Consider the following 20,623-nt stretch of genomic DNA (forward strand, 5'->3'; position numbering starts at 1 on the left):
CCGGTGCGTACCCGATGAATCCATGCCGTGCCCGGCCCGCGCGCCAATGCGAAGCGGGGCGGGGCCGGCTCCCCACGAAAACAGGTTCGACCATGACCGAACTTTTCCACGGCGACGGCGCGATCCGTCGCACGACGCCGTACGGCTCCTCGATCGAAAACACCTATGCGGGTGTGCTGTCGTTCATGCGCCGCAACTATTCGCGTGCGCTCGACGGCGTCGACGTCGCGATTTCCGGCGTGCCGCTCGACCTCGCGACGACCTATCGTTCGGGCGCGCGGCTCGGGCCGGCTGCGATTCGCGCGGCGAGTGTGCAGCTTGCGGAACTCAATCCGTATCCGTGGGGCTTCAATCCGTTTGACGACCTCGCGGCCGTCGACTACGGCGACTGCTGGTTCGACGCGCACAACCCGCTGTCGATCAAGCCCGCGATCGTCGAGCATGCGCGCACGATCCTGCGTTCGGGCGCGAAGATGCTGACGCTCGGCGGCGACCACTACATCACGTATCCGCTGCTGGTCGCGCACGCGGAGCGCTACGGCAAGCCGCTGTCGCTGATCCATTTCGACGCGCACTGCGATACGTGGGCCGACGACGATCCGGACAGCCTCAATCACGGGACGATGTTCTACAAGGCCGTGAAGGAAGGGCTGATCGATCCGGCGACGTCGGTGCAGGTCGGGATCCGCACGTGGAATGACGATTTCCTCGGGATCGAGCGGCTCGACGCCGCGTGGGTGCACGATCACGGTTCGCGCGCGGCGGTCGAGCGGATCGTCGACATCGTCGGCGCGCGGCCCGCGTACCTGACGTTCGATATCGATTGCCTCGATCCGGCGTTCGCGCCCGGGACGGGGACGCCGGTCGCGGGTGGGTTGTCGTCCGCGCAGGCGCTGGCGATCGTGCGGGCGCTTGGCGCCGTGAATCTGGTTGGCGCGGATGTCGTCGAGGTGGCGCCGGCTTACGATCATGCGGACATTACGGCGATTGCGGCCGCGCATGTTGCTTGTGATTTGCTGTGTCTGTGGCGGCAGAAGAAGGTGGCGGGGGCGTTGAAGTAAACGGGCGGGCCCGTGGCTGCCGAGCGACCGGTCATGGGCCGCACCACGGACGTTGATGTTCGTATGAAAACCGCTAGACTGCGTACGCCTTCCCCGCACATGGACTGAACCATTCAGGATAGCGACATGACCGAAAGCGCTCTAACCTTTACCAGTCAGACCGAATGGGAAAGCTGGTTGGGGCAACACGGCAGCAGTTCGACCGGTGCATGGCTGCGTCTGGCGAAAAAGGGCACCGGGCAGCGGACCGTCACCTACGAACAGGCATTGGAAAGCGCCCTCTGTCATGGCTGGATCGATGGCAAAAAGCAGGCTGAGAGCGAGCAATACTGGTTACAACGCTTCACCCCGCGCACCGCAAAAAGCATCTGGTCCAAACTCAACAAGGAAAGGGCTGAAGCGCTGATCGCCGCAGGCAGAATGCGCCCGCCCGGCATGAGCGAAATCGAGAAGGCCAGGAAGGACGGCCGCTGGGAGGCTGCCTATACGTCGGCCAGTCAATCGGTCGTGCCGGACGACCTGCAGGCGGCTCTGGATGCCAATCCGGGCGCCAGGAAGTTTTTTGCAACCCTGAACAGCCGCAACCGCTATGCCATCCTGTATCGGATACAGAACGCCAAAAAGCCGGAAACGAGGGCGCGCAAAATCGCGGAATTCGTCGACATGCTGAACCGTGGCGAAACCTTCCATCCATAAGTCTTGCGATTCTGGCGGAGGTTTTGCCAAACACTAACCCGTCATGGCCGCTGCGGCTCAGCGACCGTCATGTGTGGAACACACCCGAAGCGCTGCTACTGGCCGAGTTCAGCCGTTGAGATGTTGCTTAAGCACGGTTGGCTCGACAGGCACTGCCGGCCACAGCTGAACAAGATAGTGGTCTTGCCCTTCAAGTCCGTCTTCCGACAGCGTAGCCAAGCCAGAACAGGAGAGCCTGACTCTGTATGTCCCGGGTTCAAGTTCGAATCGGGCGGCATCCGGGAAATAGTCCATGCAGCCAGCCACGACAAGCGGTCCCACGTTAATGATCAACGTGCCTTCAACCACGTGATCGAAGTTGGCGAGATCATTCGCAGGCGCGTCACTCATAAATTCCAGCGTCACGGGTACGTGCATGTTTCGAACAGTACCAAGCCCGATCACGTCCTGGTCTTCCGTAACGGCCAACATGCGCTCCACTGCCGCGTCATCCCACGCCACCGATAGATCTCCGTCCGCGATCTCGTCTTGAAGATAGAACTGGAAGTAGTCCGCGAATAGTTCAAGCTGGTGTGATCGCATTGACGTGATTCTCCTGGCATTGACTGAGATCAGTTTCAACGACGGCGGATTTTCCGGACAACCGCCCGTGACCGGGTCGTGCCGGATGACGGACTTTGCCCTGCCACGACCTTGGGCAAATCCTGCATTGCAATTGACGGTTATACGCGTCAAGCCATGTCAGAAGGGACTCGTGGCGGGCAAATCGTCGACGGTCCGGGGAGTGGCGCCGACTGTCCGTTCGTGGTCGAACGCGGAACTGCAAGTTCGGCCCGACAGCGAGATATTCGCACGATAGCCGACCTTCCATCGCCGCCCGACTTGGACCACACAGACGAAGATTTCGGCAAGATGAGCAGCGACGGTCAACGCAGATGCGTTGTTGGCAGATGGCCGTCGTGAGGGGGTCGCTGCTCTTCAATCGGTCGCATCAGCGTTACGCGTGACGCGGCGCTTCAACGGGCGGTGTGCCGTCATGAAACAGCGTTTTCAGCTGCGAACGCAGCTCCGGCGAATCGGCATGCTTGTGGACCGTGACCGCATGCTGGACAGCCGCCTCGAGCAACTCGTTTTCGGAATCCGCGGATAGCGCAACGGAACAGTTCATTTCGCTCGGGAATTCCCGGCAATCGATGTATTTGCGCGTCATGATGTCCTCTTCATACGACAGTAGTCATGGGTCTTGCGTGAATGACCGCGCGGGATGCCGCGCGAAGCACATAGGGCACGTTTGCGCCTCCTTGTCGCGGACGAAATGATTTTGAAAGTATAGGTTGCGTGCAATGAATTCGCGGTAGCGCATCGAAATTTGCGGCGTCCCGGGTGCGTCGCCCGTACGACGTGCGGCAGTTGCCGCCTGCAGCCAGGAATGAAACAGGGATGTAATTAACGGCCGACTACATGGCTGACGAAATCCACACACAAAAGTCCATTGTCTGGCCGGAAGCGACGTTTGAATGGCACTTCGAACGTGCGGGTCGACGTCCGTAGATGGCCGAACGCCGGCAGTTCGTCCCGCGGCTCACCGAAAATTCCAGAAGAACGCAAAAGGCCGACGGGCAGGGTGCCCGTCGGCCTTTTTTTCGAACACGTGCGCGCTGAGCTGCGCGTTACTTCGCCGCGACCGCCGTCGCCACGCGCTTGTCGGTCCACGCGTTATCGGCGACGCTCAGCTTCTGCGGAATCAGCTTCGCCCCATAAAACGCATCGGCAACGCCTTGCTGAACCTTGACGATCTTCTCGTCGATCGGCACCGCACCGAACGGCACGCGCTTGATCCACGTCTCGACGAGCGGCAGCGGCAGCCCGACCTTCGGTGCGATCAGCGCGGCGGTCTCGGCCGGATGCCCGTTGACCCACAGGCCTGTCTCGCGCGCCTGCTTCAGGATCGCACCGACCACGTCGGCATGCTGCTCCGCGAAATCGCGCGTCGCCTCGTAGAAGTTGTTCGCGGGCGTGAGGCCCGTGTAGTCGGACAGCGTGCGAATCTTCAGCGAATTCTGCGCGGCTGCGTAGTACGGATCCCACACGGCCCACGCGTCGACGTTGCCGCTCTCGAACGCGGCGCGCGCGTCGGCGGGCGGCAGGTACACGGGGCGGATCTCGTCGTAGCGCACGCCGGCCTTCTTCAGCGCTTCGAGCAGCAGGTAGTTCGCGCTCGAGCCTTTCTGCAGCGCGACCTTCTTGCCGCGCAGGTCGGCGAGCGAACGGACCGGCGAATCGGCCTTCACGAACACGGCTTCGTTGTGCGGCGACGGCGGCTCCGCGCCGACGTACACGAAGCGCACGCCGGCGGCCTGCGCGAACACCGGCGGCGGCGCGCCCGTATAACCGAAGTCGATGCTGTTCGCGTTGAGCGCTTCCAGCAGTTGCGGGCCGGCCGGGAATTCGAACCACTGCACGCCATAGCCGAGCGGCTTGAGGCGTGCTTCGAGCGAGCCTTGCGCCTTGATGACCGACAGCAGGCCGGCCTTCTGGTAGCCGATGCGCACGACCTTGTCGGCGCTGCCCTGCGCGAAGGCCGACGTGGCGGCGACGGCGACGAGCGCCGTCGCGGCGGTGCGGGTGATCCAGCGGGTGAAACGAATCATCGAACGGACTCCATGCGAAACGTCTTCGGGGAGCGGCCGGTGCCGCTCGGTTGGAAGAATCGTCGCATGGGCGATCGTGCCCGCAAACGAAGCATTGCCGATATCAATATGACGGCGGCGGGCTTATGCTTTGTCGCCGTCGCCTTGCGTATCCGAAGAGTCGGGCGTGCCGGACTGCCGCGCGGCCTCGTCGCTGAGCTTCTTGTCGAGGATCGTCGCGACGCGGCCGCCGAGATACGCGCTTGCCGCGGTTTCGAGCGCGCGGTTCGTCTCGCCTTCGACGAACACGGCCGCGAGCGGGCGCAGGCGCCAGATCGCGTCGATCAGTTCGGGCACGTCGGTGGCTGGCGGCAGCGTGTCGGCGTCGTAGCGGTCGAGCCGCTTCACGACGAGGTCGACGAGCAGCCGCGCGATCGCGTCGAAGTGCGGCCGCGCGAGGCTGATCACGTCAAGCAGCTCGCGCGGCGGGATGCCTTCCTTCGTCATCGCGGCGGCCGCCTCGAGCAGCGCGGGGCTTTTCGCGACGAACGACAGGCCGTGCCGTTCGAGCAGGCCGAGCTCGGTCACGCGGGAAAGCTGCGTGGTGGCCTGCGGGCCGAACATCTGCGCGAGCGCGGCGAGCGAATAGGTTTTCGGCAGTTCATGCGACCAGCGGCCGCCGATCGCGTTTTCGAGGCCGAGGATCGAACGCAGGTCGTGGCCTTCGTCGATCGCCTTGATCAGGTCCTGGATGTTCGACAGCGTATAGCCGCGCGCGAGCAGGTGGTTGATCAGCTTCAGGCGGGCGACGTGCGTGTCGTCGTAGATGCCGACGCGCCCGCGTTTCTCCGGCGGCGCGAGCAGCCCGCGGTCCTGGTACGCGCGAACGTTGCGCACGGTCGTGTCGGACACGCGCGCGAGTTCGTCGACCGTGTACTCGTTGCGGGAATCGGCCGCGGCCTCGTCGGGTGTGGAATGAGTCTGTTTTGCCATGCGGCCATTCTAGCGCGACGGGGCGGGCTCGGGCGAGGCGGGCAGCGTGTGCGCGCCGTCGCCGAGCGGGCGCTGCATCAGCGCCGTGTCGATCCAGCGGCCGTGCTTGAAACCGACCGCCTTCAGCGTGCCGGCCGGCTCGAAGCCGAACGCGCGATGCAGCGACGTCGAGCCGCCGGTGCCGCCGTCGGCGATCACCGCGATCATTTGCCGCCACGGGCCGGCCTCGCAGCGCGCGATCAGGGCCGCGAGCAGCGTACGGCCGACGCCGCGCCCGCGCTGCGCGTCGTCGATGTAGATCGAATCTTCGATGGTGAAGCGATACGCGCGGCGCGTACGGTACGGCGTCGCGTACGCATAACCGGCCACGCGACCGTCGCATTCGGCGACGAGATAGGGCAGCCCGTCGCGCAGCACCGCGTCGCGGCGCGCGCGCAGCTCGGCGGCGTCGGGCGGCGTTTCCTCGAACGACGCGACGCTGTGGAGCACGTGGTGCGCATAGATCGCGTGGATCGCGGCGAGATCGGCGTCGGTCGCGTCGCGGACGATGCAGGCGGCTGGCGTGGTGGACATGGTGACGGGGGGCAGGGCCGGGATGCGGGCAAACCATGACTATGCGGGCGATTGCGTGACACGTAAAGCGGCCGGCCGCGCGTCCGGCGCCGCGGCGTTCAGTTCGGCTGCCGCTTCTTCTGCGTGTCGCGCGGCAACTCGTCGAAGCGGGCGAAGTAGTAGGCGGAAAAGCGACCGAGGTGCCCGAAGCCGAACGTCAACGCCGTATCGGTGATGCTGGCCACCGGGTCGCTCAGCAACTGCACGCGCGCGGCGTCCAGCCGGATGTTGCGTAGCAGCGCCATCGGAGTCGCGCCGTGGTAGCGCCGACACAGCACGTTCAGCGTCCGGAGGCTGACACCGGCCGCCCTGGCGAGATCTTCGAGCGAGATCGGCGCGCAGAGCCGCGCGTGGATGAATTCGTGCAGCGCATCCATCTGCCGGATGCCGCCACGCGATCCGGCGTGCGTCGGCGCGCCGCGCGCTTGCGGTGCCGGGCCGGCCTGCGCGGCAGCGGGCGACGGCGGGCAATGCACGAGCAGGAATAGCGCGAGGCTCCGTTCGAAGTGGTCGCGCCATTCGGCGCGGATGCCGCCGTCGTCGGCAACGGCGAGCACGTTGAGCAGCGACTGCGCGATCAGATCCCATTGCGACGCAAGCGCCGTCGGCAACAGGAATCCCGGCGCGAGGCCCGGCGCCGCTTCGTCGGGCCGGCGGCCGCAGACCGCGCGCATCAGCGAATCGGGCACCTTGACGATCAGTTGCCGGGTGCCGGACCGCCAGCGGAGCCGGACGCGCGACGTCGGCGCCAGCACGGCGGTGCGCCCTTCGGACACGCCCATCACGTGCCCGTCGCACTCGATTTCGGCGCCGCCCGCGAGCGACGTGTGGACGAGCGAAAAGCCGTCGAACGGGCGCGGGGCGACCTCGACTTCGGCGCCGTACTGCAGCGCGTAGACGCTCAGGTGATTCAGTTGCCCCTTGAAAAGCGCTGCGTCGGGTATGCCTTGCTTCCAGCGCAGCGCATGCTCGGCCAGTTCCAGCGAGACCTGCTCGTGCGCATCCGTGCGCAATCCTGATCGAAACACGCAATTCCGATACAGCGCGGACAGCACGTCCGCATTCGCGGTGAGGGGCATGGGGCGTCTCCTGTGTGGCGCTTGTCGTGCGGCACATCCGGCTGGCCGCGGATGCGCGTCGTGCCACATCGGTTTCTCTTGTGAGCGAGATATCCTGAAAGGATGATATTGATCTTTGTCAGGCTTGTCGAAAGTTTCGCAAGAATCGGATAGTCCAGTTCCCGCCGAGGAAAAATCCGGATAGCGCGCGGCGTGCGGCACGAGAAAAACGGATCGAATTCGCGAGCCGCCTGCAAATTCCGGATAGTGGAAATCATTGTGGCTTCCTACACTGCGCCGGCATCCGGACGGACAGCGGCGCATTTCGCGATGATGATTCGTACAACTACTAAATCGATAGGCTGAGCGATCGTATTGGTTCGAGCGCGCGTGATGCGACGGCTACCGTCGGGCCTGAATCCCCTCTGTAAAAAAGAAGGAAGTTCCATGCGTCAAATCAACCTGCAGGCGCTCTCCGACGATGCGCGGCTGGGCAAGCTGCACGGCGTCGTGCTGTTCTGGTGCGCGCTGATCATCGTGTTCGACGGGTACGACCTGGCGGTGGCCGGCATCGCGCTGCCGGCGATCATGAAGGAGATGGGCGTCAGCCCGGCGCAGGCCGGATTCATGGTCAGCTCGGCGCTGTTCGGCATGATGTTCGGCAATATCGTGTTCGGGACCATCGCCGAGCGGATCGGGCGCCGCTGGGCCATCGCGGCCTGCCTGACGCTGTTCAGCGTGTTTACCGCGGCGGCCGGGCTGGCGCCGACGCCCGCGCTGTTCGGCGCCGCGCGCTTCCTGGCGGGTATCGGCATCGGCGGCGTGATGCCGAACGTGATAGCCCATATGACCGAGTACTCGCCGCGCCGCATGCGCAGTACGCTGGTGACGCTGATGTTCAGCGGTTATTCGGTCGGCGGCATGCTGGCGGCCGTGATGGGCAAGGGGATGATCGAGGCGTTCGGGTGGCAGTCCGTGTTCGTCGCGGCGGCCGCGCCGGTGCTGCTCGTCCCGCTGTTCGTGAAATGGATGCCGGAATCGCTGCCGTTCCTGATCCGGCGCGGCAGGACCGACGAGCTTGCGCGCATCGCGCGCCGGCTCGATCCGACGTACCGGCGCGAACCGGGCGACTGTTATGTCGTTCCGCGCGAGGACACGGCGGGCGGCGCACGGGTTCGCCAGTTGTTCGACGACGGTCGTGGATTCAGCACCGTCATGTTCTGGATCGCCTGCTTCATGTGCCTGTTCATGGTGTATGCGCTCAGTTCGTGGCTGACGAGGCTGATGGCGAGCGCCGGCTACAGCCTCGGCTCCGCGCTGACCTTCGTGTTGGTGCTGAATGCCGGCGCGATGGTCGGCGCGATCGGTGGCGGCTGGCTGGCCGATCGCTTTCCGATCAAGACGGTGCTCATGTCGATGTATTTGCTCGCCGCGGTGTCGATCACGCTGCTCGGCTACCCGATGCCGACCGCGCTGCTGTTCGTGCTGGTCGGCGTCGCGGGCGCTTCGACGATCGGCACGCAGATCGTCAACTGCGCGTATGCGGGCCAGTTCTATCCGATGGCGATCCGCTCGACCGGCATCGGCTGGACGCTGGGCGTGGGTCGCAGCGGCGCGATCCTGGCGCCGATCGTCATCGGTCTGCTGGTAGGCATCGATCTGCCGCTGGAACAGAACTTCATGGCGATCGGACTGCCCGCGCTGGCGGCGGCCGTCGCGGTCGGCCTGATCGATCATCGGCGCTCGGCGTCGCATCGCGGCCTTCCGGCTTCGGCCGGCGAACGGCAGGCGTCGCCCGCGCGGCAATCCTGAGCGGCGCATCTGCGGGGCGCAACCCGCCGGGGATCGCGGCCGGCCCGCCGCAGTGGTTCTGACGCGGCTGCGGCGTCAGAGCCGCCCGTCCGCCGCGTGTACCGCGTCCGCGATCGCATCCGCGACGCGCTGCACGCGCGGCGAGCGGCGCACGTCCGGGTGGACGACGAGCCAGATCTCGCGCTCGATGTCGCAGCGCGGCGCGGCCGTCAGCTCGACGAGCGGCGCACCGGCGTGCGCGGCCGGATCGTCGACGAGAAACCTGGGCAGCAGCGCGACGCCGGCCCCCGCCGCGCACGCGCGATGTTGCGCGGCCAGGTCGTTGGTGACGAACGCGAAACGGCGCCCGGCCGCGAAGCGTTCGAGCCACTGCTGTTGCGGCGTTTGCGCGAGCGCGTCGTCGTAGCCGACGAACGGCCAGGTGTCGGGCGGCGCATCCGCCCATTCCGGTGACGCGCACAGCGCAAAGCGCATCGTGCCGAGCCGGCGCGCGGCGAGCCCCGGCTCGCTCGGCCGCGACAGCCGTACCGCGAGATCGGCTTCGCGCGCGTACAGGTTCGCCGCATGCATCTCGCCCATCAGGTCGATCCGCAGCGCCGGCCACGCGTGCTGCGCGCGGGCGAGCCGCGGCGCGAGGAAATGGCTGGCGAACACCGGCGACGCCGACACGCGTACCACGCCGTCGAGTGCCGCCGCGCCCTGCGCGGCGCGCGCGAACGCATGCGTGTCGGTTTCGATGCGTGCGGCGTGCTCGGCGAGGTGCAGCCCTTCGTCGGTCGGCGGCCAGCCGCGCGGCAGCCGGTCGAACAGCCGGATGCCGAGCGCGGACTCCAGCGCGTCGATGCGCCGCGCGACCGTCGAATGCTGAACCTGCAGCGCCCGTGCGGCGGCCGACAGGCTGCCGCCGCGCATCACCGCGAGGAAGTAGCGGATGTCGTCCCAGCTCATCGGCAGTGCAGACGCGGCAGCGGGATCTTGATCGTGATCGGTCGAATTTTGCACAGTAAGTGGGCGACAAACATGAATTCCGTTTGATTATGCACGATGGGATGATCGTGTCACTTCATTCGATTGTGAGGAACGTCATGACCCAAACAACCACCGCCATCCGGATCGGGATCGACCGTTACGGCGACGCCGGCGTGCTGCGCCGCGTCGATGCGCCCGTCGCGCCGCCCGGTGCCGGCGAAGTGCGGATTCGCCAGACCGCTATCGGCGTGAATTTCGTCGACATCTATTTCAGGACGGGCGCGCACGCATTGCCTGCGTTGCCGGATGCGCTTGGCGTCGAGGCGGCCGGCGTGATCGACGCGGTCGGGGCCGGCGTGACGGATCTCGTCCCGGGCCAGCGCGTCGCGTACGCCGGTATGCCGACCGGCAGCTACGCGAGCCTGCGGACGATGCCGGCCGAGCGCGTATTGCCGATACCCGACGGCCTGAGCGACGACGCGGCGGCCGCCGGGCTGCTGAAAGGGATCACCGTCTACATGCTGCTGCATCGCGTCCGGCAGGTCGGCGCCGGCGACACGGTGCTCGTGCACGCGGCGGCCGGCGGCGTCGGGCTGCTGGCGACGCAGTGGGCGCGTGCGCTCGGCGCGCGGGTGATCGGCACGGTCGGGTCGGCCGCGAAAGCCGCGCTCGTGCGCACGCACGGCGCGGAGGCGGTCGTCGATTATCGCGAGGAGGATTTCGTCGCGGCCGCGCGTGCGTTCGGCGGCGGCGCGGGGGTCGATTACGCGATCGACGGGATCGGCGGCGACGTGCTGACGCGCACGCTCGGCGCGATCCGTCCGTTCGGGATGGTCGCGAGCATCGGGCAGGTTGCCGCGATCGGCGCGCGGCAAACGCTGGACCTCGATGAACTCGGGCCGACCCGCTCGATCGCGCTGGCCCGGCCGAGCGTGCTTGGTTTCATCGCGCGCGACGTCGCCGGGTATCGCGAAGCCGCGCGCGCGACGCTCGAACGGCTGGCGGGCGGCATGCACGTCGAGATCGGCGCGCGGGTGCCGCTCGAACAGGCGGCCGAGGCGCACCGGTTGCTGGAGTCGCGTGCGACGACGGGGGCGGTGGTGCTGGTGCCGTAACGGCGGGCGAGTGCGGATCGCGATGCGGCCTGACGTCGCATCGCGGTGCTGCCGCGGCAGCCGGTCAGTTGTGCTTGCGCAGCGGCGCATCCTCGACGAACCACGCGAGCACGAACGCGATCGCAACCACGACGGCCGCCGCGAGATACACGACATGCAGCGAGCCCGCGAACGCATGCAGGTACACGTCGCGCACCGCGTCCGGTAACTGGTGCACGGCACCCGGGCCGAGCGCGGGCGGCAACTCCGTGCCGGCCGGCAGCGCCTGCAGCATTCGCGACTGCAGCCCGTGCGAGAACAGCGCACCGAACGCTGCAACGCCGATCGAGCTGCCGATCGAGCGGAACAGCGTCGCGCCCGACGTCGCGACACCCATGTGCCGGAACTCGACCGTGTTCTGCACCGCGAGCGTGAGCACGGGCATCACCATCCCGAGGCCGATCCCGAGCAGCGCCATGTAGGCGTACATCGTATGCAGCGGCGTATCGAGCGTCAGCGTTGACAGCAGCGCCAGCGCGATCCCGCCGATCAGCGTGCCCGCGATCGGAAACATCCGGTACGAGCCGAGCCGCGAGATCAGCCGGCCGCTGATCACCGACATCGCGAGCATCCCGCCCATCATCGGCAGCAACTGCATGCCGGCCTGCGACGGCGTCGAGCCCTTCACGACTTGCAGGTAGAGCGGAATGAACGTGACCGAGCCGAACAGCGCGGTGCCGACCACGAAACCGATCAGGCTGACCAGCACGAAGGTGCGATGGCGGAACAGCTCGAGCGGGATGATCGGCTCGGCCGCGAGCCGTTCTTCGTAGATGAAGCCGCCGATCGCGACGAGGCCGAGCACGAGCGTCATCCACAGTTGCGGCGACGTCCACGGCAGCAGCGAGCCGCCTTCGCTCGTGAACAGGATCACGCAGGTGAGGGCGGTCGCGAGGAACGCCGCGCCCATGTAGTCGATCCGGTGCTTCACGTGCGCGGTGTGCGGCCGGAACGCGATGCCGATCACCGCGAGCGCGAGAAAGCCGAGCGGCAGGTTGATCGTGAAAATCCAGCGCCACGACAGGTGCTCGACCAGGAAGCCGCCGAGCAGCGGGCCGATGATGGTCGCGAGGCCGTAGACGCCGCCGAACATCCCCTGATAGCGCGCCCGGCGATCGGGCGGAACCAGATCGCCGATCGCCGCCATCGTGACGACCATCAGGCCGCCGCCGCCGAGCCCCTGCAGCGCCCGCAGCACGATCAGCTGCGTCATGTCCTGCGCGACGCCGCACAGCGCGGAGCCGGCGAGGAACAGCACGATCGCGGCCTGCAGCACGATCTTGCGGCCGTACAGGTCGCCGAGCTTGCCGTACAGCGGCAGCACGACGGTGGACGACAGCAGGTACGCGGTGACGACCCACGACAGCTGGTCGAGGCCGCCGAGCTCGCCGACGATCGTCGGCAGCGCGGTCGACACGATCGTCTGGTCGAGCGCGGACAGCAGCATCACGAGCAGCAGCGCGGCGACGATCAGCGCGGTGGGCGCATCGCGGCGGGCCGCTTCGGCGGCCGGCTGGGTAAGGAGGGTGTTGGTGGTCATCGGAATATCTGCCATGGCAGGGAATTGATCCGAAATATAACCATGGATGATTGCCTAGTCAATTTCTGCCCAGCCTCGATATGTTGCAACCGTAACAGGAGATTGCCGGCGCGAAAAATTGACCGTGATCAGACGAAAAGCAGGGGCGGACTCAAGTTTTCTGCAGGCAAACCGTAATCCAGAGTGCTGCGGACCGATTGCCGCGGCACTTTTCATCGCTCACGCCCGTCATGAACCTGAACGCCCTGTTTTCCCGTTTCTCGATCCGTACGCGGATCTTCTCCACGCTCGGTCTCGTCGCCGTGCTGCTCGTCGTGTCGGGGCTGATCGGCCTCGCCGGCATGCAGAGCTCGAACCGCGCGCTCGATGAGGCCTATACGCAGCAACTGGCTGCGAAGACCGCGCTGTCCGCGGCGAGCCTGAACCTGACGATCGTGCGCACGACGCTCGACCGCGCGCTGCTGCATCCGGAAGCGCCGGAAGTGCCCGATCTCGTCAAGAAGGCCGAGAGCTATCTCGCGAAGGCCGACACCGCGTGGCGCGGTTACGCGGCGATGCCGCACGACGGCGACGAAGGCCCGCTCGCGAGCCGTCTCGACGCCGCGCGCCAGGCGCTGATCGGGCAGGCGCTGAAGCCGCTGATCGACGCGATCCGCGAAGGCCGGCGCGACGAGGCCGACCGGCTGCTGATGACGGTTGCGCCGCCGCTGTCGGTCGCGCTCACGCAGGCGACCGATGCGCTCGATGCTTACCAGGTCGCGCGCGGCAAGGATGTCTACGACACCGCGCAGACCTATTACGGCTGGATGCGCGCGGGCGCGATCGCGGGCATCGCGTTCGGCCTGGCCGCGTGCCTCGGCTGCGCGATCGGCCTGCATTTCGCGATCACGCAGCCGGTGAACCGACTGCTGTCGCATTTCCGCCGCCTGTCGGACGGCGACCTGACGTCGGAAGTACGCTGGTCGTCGCGCGACGAGATGGCCGAACTGGTCAAGGGCGTGACGGGCATGCAGCGCAGTCTCGCGGACACGGTGCGCCAGGTCAGCCAGGGTTCCGAAGCCATCTCGACGGCGACGCACCAGATCGCGGCCGGCAACACCGACCTGTCGCAGCGCACCGAGGAACAGGCGTCCGCGCTGCAGGAGACGGCCGCGAGCATGGAGCAGCTGACGGCCACCGTGAAGCAGAACGCCGACCATGCGCTCGAGGCGCAGGCCTGTGCGGACAGCGCGAGCGAGATCGCGACGCGCGGCGCGACGGTGGTCGGCGAGGTGATCGGCACGATGAACGAGATCGACCACAGCTCGCAGAAGGTCGCCGACATCATCGGCACGATCGAGGGGATCGCGTTCCAGACCAACATCCTCGCGCTGAATGCGGCGGTCGAAGCCGCGCGCGCGGGCGAGCAGGGCCGTGGTTTCGCGGTGGTCGCGGGTGAGGTGCGCACGCTCGCGCAACGCTCGGCGTCCGCGGCGAAGGAAATCCGCACGCTGATCGGCGAATCGGTCGAGCGCGTCGCGACCGGCTCGCGGCTCGTCAGTATGGCCGGCACGACGATGCAGGACATCCAGCAGGCGATCGGGCGCGTGACGGGCATCATGACGGAGATCGCGGCGGCGTCGAGCGAGCAGCGCGACGGGATCGAGCAGGTGAATCGCGCGGTGTCGCAGATGGACCAGGTGTCGCAGCAGAACGCGGCACTCGTCGAACAGGCCGCGGCGGCCGCCGCGTCGCTCGAGGAGCAGGCCGATGGGCTGCGCCGCGCGGTGGGAGCGTTCCGCGTCGCTTGACGAATGGATGGCGGGCGCTGACGAGGCGTTCGCTCGCCCGCCGCGTCAGACGTCGGTGAGTTGCGCGGCCGCGCGCGACGACGCGACGATCAGCAGCTTCATCGTCGCGCGCGTCGCGCCGACGAACAGCTTGCGCGCGGCGCGCGCGTCGAGCGTATCGAAGTCGACTTCGGTGAGGATCACGCACGGCGCCGACTGGCCCTTGAAGCGGTAGATCGAATCGAGCAGCACGTCGCCTTCGCGATATTCGGGGTTGCCGAACAGGTCGTACTTGCCGGTGAAGCTCTTGATCCGGTGCGGGCCGAGCTGGTCGAGCGGTGCGAGCACCGAGCCTTCGCGGCCGCGATACGACAGCACCGCGATATCCTGCTTGCGGAAGCCGAGCGACAGCGCCTGCGTGATCGCGCGCTTGGTCGCGTCGATGCAGGCTTCCGCCAACGCGTCGCCCGACGCACCTTCTTCCCCGTATGCCGACACCGACGGATCCGAACCGTCGAACGGGCTGCCCGAGCGCAGTTCGGCCGCGAGCGGTTCGACGCGGCCGACGACGTCGCGCACGAATTCCAGCAAATCGCGCGGGCTGCGGTAGTTCGTGAGCGCCTTCAGCGTGACCCAGCCGGGCAGCGCGACGGGCTCGCGCATGTACAGGTTCTGCAGTGGATCTTCCAGCCACCACCATGCGCCGTCCGGTGCCAGCAGGCGCTCGAGCGCGGCCGCCCACGGCGCATGGAAATCCTGCCCCTCGTCGACGACCAGCACGTCGAAGCGCCAGCGCTCGGGGATCGGCGTTTGAGCGAAGCGCGTCTCGAGCCGCTCGAATTCGCCGGGCACCTGGAAGTCGGGCGTATAACCGCCATCGCGCGCGACCCAGTCGCACAACTGGTGGTAGTTCGCGATCTTCGCGCCGGGCGGCGCGATGCGCGCGATGTAGTCGGCGAGCGGCCGGTTGAAGCACACGTACAGCACGCGCTTGCCGGCGGCGACGGCATCGCGCATCGCCTGCACCGCGAGCTGCGTCTTGCCCGAGCCGGCCGTGCCGGTGACGCGCAGCCGGAACGGCGCGAATTCGAGCTGGCGCGCCCACGCGGCGAGCCCGCCCGACAGCCGCGTGACGAGCGTGCCGGCCTGCCCGACGAGCGCGCTCGTGTCGGGCGTGAGCGCCAGCTCGTCCGCGAGGAAATGGTGGAGCTTCGACGCGTTCGGAAAGTGTTCGTCGTCCTCGGGCAGGATCTGCAGGATCACCTGCGCGAGCTGCGCCTTGCGCGACGCGTCGACGATGCGGTCGGCCGCGACGCCGGCGATCGACGCCTGGCGGATCGTGTAGTCGGGGCAGTACAGCAGCGCCTCGACGCCGTAGACACCCGCGCCGAGCGCAACCGTCAGGCGCCGGTGCAGCGTTTCCTGCGTGCGCGCGAGCTGGATCGGAACATTGCGTTCCTTCTGCAGGTAGACCTTCACGAGCCCCTTCGGCGTTTCGCGCAGGAAGCCGGCCTTCTGCTCGATCAGCAGCACGCGGCCGGCCGGGCTCACGACGACGAACGCGGCCTCGCCGAACACCGAGAAGGCCTGGTCGGCGCGCGTCCAGTGCACGCCGTGATACACGGTGTAGCTGTCCGGCAACGCGTGTTCGAGGGCAGCGAGCGTTTCGCGCTCGCGTTCGGCCGCGCCGGTCGCGGCGAGGCTTTTCCAGTCGTCGGGAATGAGGCGGGCCATGGAGTCGGGCGGCGTACGCGTGAACAGGTGCGGCTATTGTACTGAGGAACCTGTTCACGACCGCACGGCCCGCACGGACGCCGTGCGTCCGGAAGGTGGGCGATTGTTACCCGCGCGTGAGCCGTTTCGCGAGATCGGCGCTGAGGATCGCCATGCGCGCGGGTTTTTCGTAGCAGACGACGTCGAACGCGCGGATCACTTCGCTGATGTCGGCCTCGCTCGCGCGGCCTGTGAGCAGGTCGCCCGTCAGCACGAAGATCGGCGCGCCCGGGTTGTCGGACGTGCGCACGGCCTTGATCGCGGTGGCGGCCGTGCCGTCGTCGAACAGCCATTCGGTCAGGACCGCGTCGAACGCCTGGCCCTGCAGCGCGTCGACGAACGCCGCGAGACCGTCGAACGCGGCCGTCGCGAAACCCTGCCGCTCGAGATAGCGGCACAGCTCGGTCGCGCTGACGCGATCGGGGTCGATCACGGCGACGACGAGCTTGTCGCTCTCCGCGCGGCGCGGATAGATTTCGATCTTGTGCACGTCGTACGCATTCTGGTACAGCGCGCCGGTGTGGCGCAGCACGCGCCAGCGGCCGTTCTGTTCGTACGCGACGAACTCGGGGCGCGCGCCGGCTTCGAGCGGCGCGCCGATCCATGCGGTGCAGGGAATCTCGGCGACGCCCGCATAAAGGACGGCTTCCTGCGAGTACGCGCCGACCATGCCGGGGTCGAGCGTCTGCGCGCCGAACAGCTGGGCGGCGGGTTCGCCGTACGCTTCGGCGACTTTCTTGATCTGCGCGAGTGTCCAGGGGCTGCTGCCGCGCAGTTTGCGGTGGCCTTGCGAGAAACTCAGATCGAGGATGCGGCACAACTCGGTGGTCTGCTGGCGCTTGCCGATGCCGTTGCGGGTCATCAGCTCGCGCACGCGCTCGGCGACCGCGAGGGAATCCGTGGTGATTGCTTCAGTGGTCATGCTACGGGAACGGATCGTGACGTTCAGAACGACGCCTTGCGGCAGTCTCGACGGACAGTCTTCATGACGTCCAATGGCGAGCCGACCGGCCACGCGCGGAAAAGATAACTTTACCGCAAAATGGTCGTCATTCCGTGTCGCGAACGGTGCGTTTCTGTGAAAGGTGTGTCACTACGTTACCGCGACGGCCCATATCCGGATGCATTAACGCCCGACAGGAAACAATGACGACAACCTATCCGCTGCACGATGCATTGACCCGCGCCGACACGGCACTGCCGGCCGAGGCCGACGTCGTGATTGCCGGCGCCGGCATCATGGGCTGCGCGGCCGCGTACTACCTGGGCCTGCGCGGCCTGAAGGCCGTCGTGCTCGACAAGTCGCGTATCGCCGGACAACAGTCGACGCGCGCATGGGGCTTCGTGCGGCAACAGGGCCGCGAAGCCGCCGAGGTGCCGCTGATGATGGCCGGCATGCGGATCTGGGAGAGGTTAGAGGAAACCCTCGGTTTCGATCTCGAATGGCGGCAGGGCGGCTGTCTCTATATTGCGGACAACGAAACGGACTGGTCGTCGTTCAACGCATGGCTCGGCGTCGCGCGTGAGCACGGGCTCGACACGCGTACGCTGACGCGCGCGCAGATCGACGAGCGCGTCAGCGGCCTTTCACCGCAGGCACGCACGCTCGGCGGGCTGTACACCGCGACCGACGGGCAGGCCGAGCCGCGCCGCGTGGCTGCGGCGTTCGCCGCGCGTGCCACCGAGGCCGGCGCGCGCTTCTTCGAAGGCTGCGGCGTGACGGCGATCGAGACGGCCGGCGGCGCGGTCGTCGGCGTTGCGACCGAGCGCGGCAAGATCCGCACGCGGCGCGTGATCTGCGCGGCCGGCGCGACCAGTTTCCGGCTGCTCGACGGCGTCGGCATCCGGTTGCCGCAGCAGGCCGTGCGCGGCACCTGCATGCGCACCAATGTGGTGCCGCCGGTATCGGCGTCGACGGTGTGGGGGCACGGCCTCGGCATCCGGCAGCGCAAGAACGGCGCGATCAATCTCGCCGACGACATGCAGGTCGACGTCGACCTGACGCTCGGCCACCTGCGCGGGTTGAGTCTCTTCTGGCCGCAGTTCTGGTCGCAGCGCGACAAATTCCGGCTGCACGTGAATTCGGCCGCGTGGCGCGACGTGTTCGCGCGTATCAACGGCGCGACCGGGCCGATCGAACCGCGCGATCCGCAGCCGCAGCCGAATCGCGCGCACGCGCCGCGCGCGCTCGCGAAGCTCAAGGCGATCTTCCCCGCGCTGAAGGACGTGCAGATCGTCGAGGCCTGGGCCGGCCTGATCGACGTGCTGCCCGACGGCATTCCGGTGATCGATGCGCCGGGGACGCCGTCGGGGCTCGCGATCGCGACGGGGTTCTGCGGTCACGGTTTCGCGATGGGGCCGATCGTCGGCCGGCTGCTTGCCGAATGGATCGACACGGGTGCGCCGTCGCTCGACCTGTCGGCGTTCCGCGCACGGCGTTTCGTCGACGGCACGATGGTGCGGCCGCGCAGCATGCTGTAACGGACGAATCGATGCAATGATGTCGGGCCGGATCGCCGCGTTCCCGTCGTAGAATCGAGCCCGCATCCTTCAGGAGATTCCCCGTTGGCTTCGCCCTCCGACAAGCGCCGTTCGTTGCGCTCCCGCCTGCGTCGTGCCCGCAATCCGTGGCAGGCGCCGCGTGCGCGCATGCTGTTCACGCGTCCCGCGACGTCGCCGCGGCGCACGCTGCTGTTCCGTGTCGGCGCGGTCGTGCTGTTGTGCATGCTCGCGTTCTTCGTGCTGTATCTCGATCGCGACGGCCTGCGCGATTCGACCAAGAGCACGCCGATGACCGTCGCCGATCTCGTGTACTTCACGATGGTCACCGTCGCGACGGTCGGCTACGGCGACATCGTGCCCGTCACCGCACGGGCGCGCCTGCTCGATGCGTTCTTCATCGTGCCGATCCGCATCGTCATCTGGTTCATTTTCCTGGGCACGGCGTATCAGTTCGTGATCCAGCGCGTCATCGAGGAATTCCGCATGAAACGCCTGCAAAAGCAATTGTCCGATCACATCGTCGTGTGCGGTTATGGCCTGTCGGGGTCGATCGCCGTGCGCGAGCTGCTCGAGAGCGGTGTCGATGCCGCGACGATCATCGTGATCGATTCGCAGCAGCAGGCGCTCGAGGCCGCGACGTCGCTGGGCGTGACGGGGCTGCTCGGCGATCCCGCGCACGAGGATCTGCTGCAGCAGGCGCAGGTGCGCGCGGCGAAGGCCGTGATCATCTCGGTGACCGACGATCCGACCGCGATCCTGTTGACGCTGTCGGTGCGCAGCATCGCGCCCGATACGAAGATCGTCGTGCGGATCCAGGAGAACCTGTACCAGCGGCAACTGCGGCAGGCCGGTGCGGACGTGATCGTGTCGTCGACGAAGATCGGTGCGCTGCTGCTCGCGGACGCGGTGCATAGCCGCTACATCGTGCCGTTCGTGAACGACATGCTGTCGACGCGCGGGCGCGCGACGCTGATCGAGCGCGAGGCGTTGCCGCACGAGATCGGCTGCATGACCAATGTCGTTCCGGGCGCGATCGTGGTCGGGCTCGATCGCTGCGGGAAGATCCAGTCGTTTTACGAAGACCCGCCGTGCAGGATCGAGGCGGGCGATACGCTGGTGGTGATTCAGTCGGCGAGGATTCCGGATGCGGATGTTTGACGGGCGTTCTTCAAGCGGGACGCGATAGATTCACGTCAACGGGCCGAACGCTGCTGCTCGCGATCCGGCTCCATCGCGGAGCCGGCCCTTCCGATAATCGCCCGCCACCTCGCCGGTCAACGCACCGGCGCCGCCGACGCCAGCAGGCTGCGCAGGAACACCATGATCATGTGCCCGATCGGCACCTCGGACAGGATCGACTGCTGCAGCGACAGGCCTTGCGAAAGCCCCATGAACGATACGGCCAGCACGGCCGGAGATTCGGGCGGCACCTTCTTCAGCCTCGCGAAAATCTGCTCGATGCAATAGGCGAGGCCATCGCGGTGGGCGTCCAGCAACGCTTGCGACGCCGCGGCAAAAGCCGGGTTGCGTCGCCCCTGAAGCTTGAACTCGACGCCCAGCACCGACCACTCGGGCTCGGCATCGACCGTCCGCGACCAGACTTCCAGCGCATTCAGGATGTCGTCCCCGGTTGCGGACGGGTCGCTCAACGCCCGGGCGATGTCGGCCACCTGCGTCTTTGAGCGCTCCTGCATCAGTTCGACGAACAGCGCTTCCTTGCTGGCGAAGTTCGAATAGAACGCGCCCTGCGTATAACCGGCTTCGGCAGCGATATCCCGGAGCGACGTGGCGCCGAAACCGCGATCGACAAACAGCCGCTTTGCCGAGGCGAGCAAATGTGCACGGGTCTGCAGTCGACTTTCTTCGCGGCTCAGCCGCGGGGGAAGGGGCGCCATGTTCATGGCGGGAAGGATATCAGTTGATATTTGAGATAGATACCATTACGATCGCGTTTCACATATCACTTGATATTTGAAACGTGACGCGGGATTGTGCATCGGAATGTCGCCAGTGCGGCTTGTCGTTTTCTTCGCGTCGCGTGACCCGATGCACCG

General features: G+C 66.9%; 18 protein-coding genes. 7 read left to right on the forward strand and 11 right to left on the reverse strand.

Annotated features, from left to right (window positions below; translation table 11 throughout):
• Positions 1-92: 92 nt before the first annotated feature.
• Entirely contained in the window at positions 93-1,061 is a 969-nt protein-coding gene (speB, locus tag ACTRWB_RS07850; protein ID WP_129515185.1) for an agmatinase, read from the forward strand.
• A 126-nt stretch (positions 1,062-1,187) separates the two neighbouring features.
• Positions 1,188-1,757 (forward strand): YdeI/OmpD-associated family protein, encoded by a 570-nt coding sequence (locus ACTRWB_RS07855; RefSeq protein ID WP_446901496.1) that lies wholly within the window; start codon positions 1,188-1,190, stop codon positions 1,755-1,757.
• Positions 1,758-1,865: 108 nt separating this feature from the next.
• Here ACTRWB_RS07855 and ACTRWB_RS07860 read toward each other — a convergent pair whose 3' ends face one another.
• From ACTRWB_RS07860 to ACTRWB_RS07885, 6 genes are all read right to left on the reverse strand, one after another.
• Positions 1,866-2,339 (reverse strand): hypothetical protein, encoded by a 474-nt coding sequence (locus ACTRWB_RS07860; protein WP_446901497.1) that lies wholly within the window; start codon positions 2,337-2,339, stop codon positions 1,866-1,868.
• Positions 2,340-2,754: 415 nt separating this feature from the next.
• Positions 2,755-2,967, reverse strand: coding sequence for a DUF1059 domain-containing protein (locus tag ACTRWB_RS07865; protein WP_048247441.1), 213 nt, complete (start codon positions 2,965-2,967; stop codon positions 2,755-2,757).
• A gap of 460 nt (positions 2,968-3,427) precedes the next feature.
• Entirely contained in the window at positions 3,428-4,408 is a 981-nt protein-coding gene (locus ACTRWB_RS07870; RefSeq protein ID WP_048247443.1) for a sulfonate ABC transporter substrate-binding protein, read from the reverse strand.
• Between the two features lie 123 nt (positions 4,409-4,531).
• Complete coding sequence (locus tag ACTRWB_RS07875; RefSeq protein ID WP_446901498.1) at positions 4,532-5,380, reverse strand: MerR family transcriptional regulator; 849 nt, start codon at positions 5,378-5,380, stop codon at positions 4,532-4,534.
• A gap of 9 nt (positions 5,381-5,389) precedes the next feature.
• Positions 5,390-5,953 carry an N-acetyltransferase family protein gene (locus ACTRWB_RS07880; RefSeq protein ID WP_446901499.1) on the reverse strand — a complete coding sequence of 188 codons (564 nt, stop codon included), beginning with the start codon at positions 5,951-5,953 and terminating at the stop codon, positions 5,390-5,392.
• Positions 5,954-6,051: 98 nt separating this feature from the next.
• Entirely contained in the window at positions 6,052-7,071 is a 1,020-nt protein-coding gene (locus ACTRWB_RS07885) for an AraC family transcriptional regulator (protein WP_446901500.1), read from the reverse strand.
• Between the two features lie 426 nt (positions 7,072-7,497).
• Between ACTRWB_RS07885 and ACTRWB_RS07890 the strand changes: the two genes are divergently transcribed.
• The gene (locus ACTRWB_RS07890) at positions 7,498-8,862 is read left to right on the forward strand and encodes an MFS transporter (protein ID WP_446902033.1); all 1,365 of its coding nucleotides are present in this window, start codon (positions 7,498-7,500) and stop codon (positions 8,860-8,862) included.
• A gap of 75 nt (positions 8,863-8,937) precedes the next feature.
• On the opposite strand, the gene ACTRWB_RS07895 is transcribed toward ACTRWB_RS07890, so the two are convergent.
• Positions 8,938-9,810, reverse strand: coding sequence for a LysR family transcriptional regulator (locus ACTRWB_RS07895; protein ID WP_343493254.1), 873 nt, complete (start codon positions 9,808-9,810; stop codon positions 8,938-8,940).
• A 137-nt stretch (positions 9,811-9,947) separates the two neighbouring features.
• On the opposite strand from ACTRWB_RS07895, the gene ACTRWB_RS07900 reads away from it, so the two are divergent.
• On the forward strand, positions 9,948-10,946 hold the full coding sequence (locus ACTRWB_RS07900) for a quinone oxidoreductase family protein (protein ID WP_412024306.1): 999 nt from the start codon (positions 9,948-9,950) through the stop codon (positions 10,944-10,946).
• A gap of 64 nt (positions 10,947-11,010) precedes the next feature.
• Here ACTRWB_RS07900 and ACTRWB_RS07905 read toward each other — a convergent pair whose 3' ends face one another.
• A complete protein-coding gene (locus tag ACTRWB_RS07905; protein WP_446901501.1) occupies positions 11,011-12,525 on the reverse strand; it encodes an MDR family MFS transporter in 1,515 nt (504 codons plus the stop codon).
• Between the two features lie 230 nt (positions 12,526-12,755).
• Here ACTRWB_RS07905 and ACTRWB_RS07910 point away from each other — a divergent pair, with 230 nt between their 5' ends.
• Entirely contained in the window at positions 12,756-14,315 is a 1,560-nt protein-coding gene (locus ACTRWB_RS07910) for a methyl-accepting chemotaxis protein (protein WP_446901502.1), read from the forward strand.
• A 45-nt stretch (positions 14,316-14,360) separates the two neighbouring features.
• On the opposite strand, the gene ACTRWB_RS07915 is transcribed toward ACTRWB_RS07910, so the two are convergent.
• Both ACTRWB_RS07915 and ACTRWB_RS07920 read right to left on the reverse strand, forming a co-directional pair.
• Positions 14,361-16,028 carry an ATP-binding domain-containing protein gene (locus ACTRWB_RS07915; protein ID WP_193100281.1) on the reverse strand — a complete coding sequence of 556 codons (1,668 nt, stop codon included), beginning with the start codon at positions 16,026-16,028 and terminating at the stop codon, positions 14,361-14,363.
• 106 nt (positions 16,029-16,134) lie between these two features.
• Positions 16,135-16,989 (reverse strand): helix-turn-helix domain-containing protein, encoded by an 855-nt coding sequence (locus ACTRWB_RS07920; RefSeq protein ID WP_446901503.1) that lies wholly within the window; start codon positions 16,987-16,989, stop codon positions 16,135-16,137.
• A gap of 224 nt (positions 16,990-17,213) precedes the next feature.
• Here ACTRWB_RS07920 and ACTRWB_RS07925 point away from each other — a divergent pair, with 224 nt between their 5' ends.
• A complete protein-coding gene (locus tag ACTRWB_RS07925) occupies positions 17,214-18,548 on the forward strand; it encodes an NAD(P)/FAD-dependent oxidoreductase (RefSeq protein WP_446901504.1) in 1,335 nt (444 codons plus the stop codon).
• Between the two features lie 84 nt (positions 18,549-18,632).
• A complete protein-coding gene (locus ACTRWB_RS07930; RefSeq protein WP_129515175.1) occupies positions 18,633-19,727 on the forward strand; it encodes a potassium channel family protein in 1,095 nt (364 codons plus the stop codon).
• Between the two features lie 116 nt (positions 19,728-19,843).
• On the opposite strand, the gene ACTRWB_RS07935 is transcribed toward ACTRWB_RS07930, so the two are convergent.
• On the reverse strand, positions 19,844-20,470 hold the full coding sequence (locus ACTRWB_RS07935; RefSeq protein WP_446901505.1) for a TetR/AcrR family transcriptional regulator: 627 nt from the start codon (positions 20,468-20,470) through the stop codon (positions 19,844-19,846).
• Positions 20,471-20,623: the final 153 nt, after the last annotated feature.

The sequence above is a fragment of the Burkholderia sp. YIM B11467 genome, assembly GCF_052952715.1.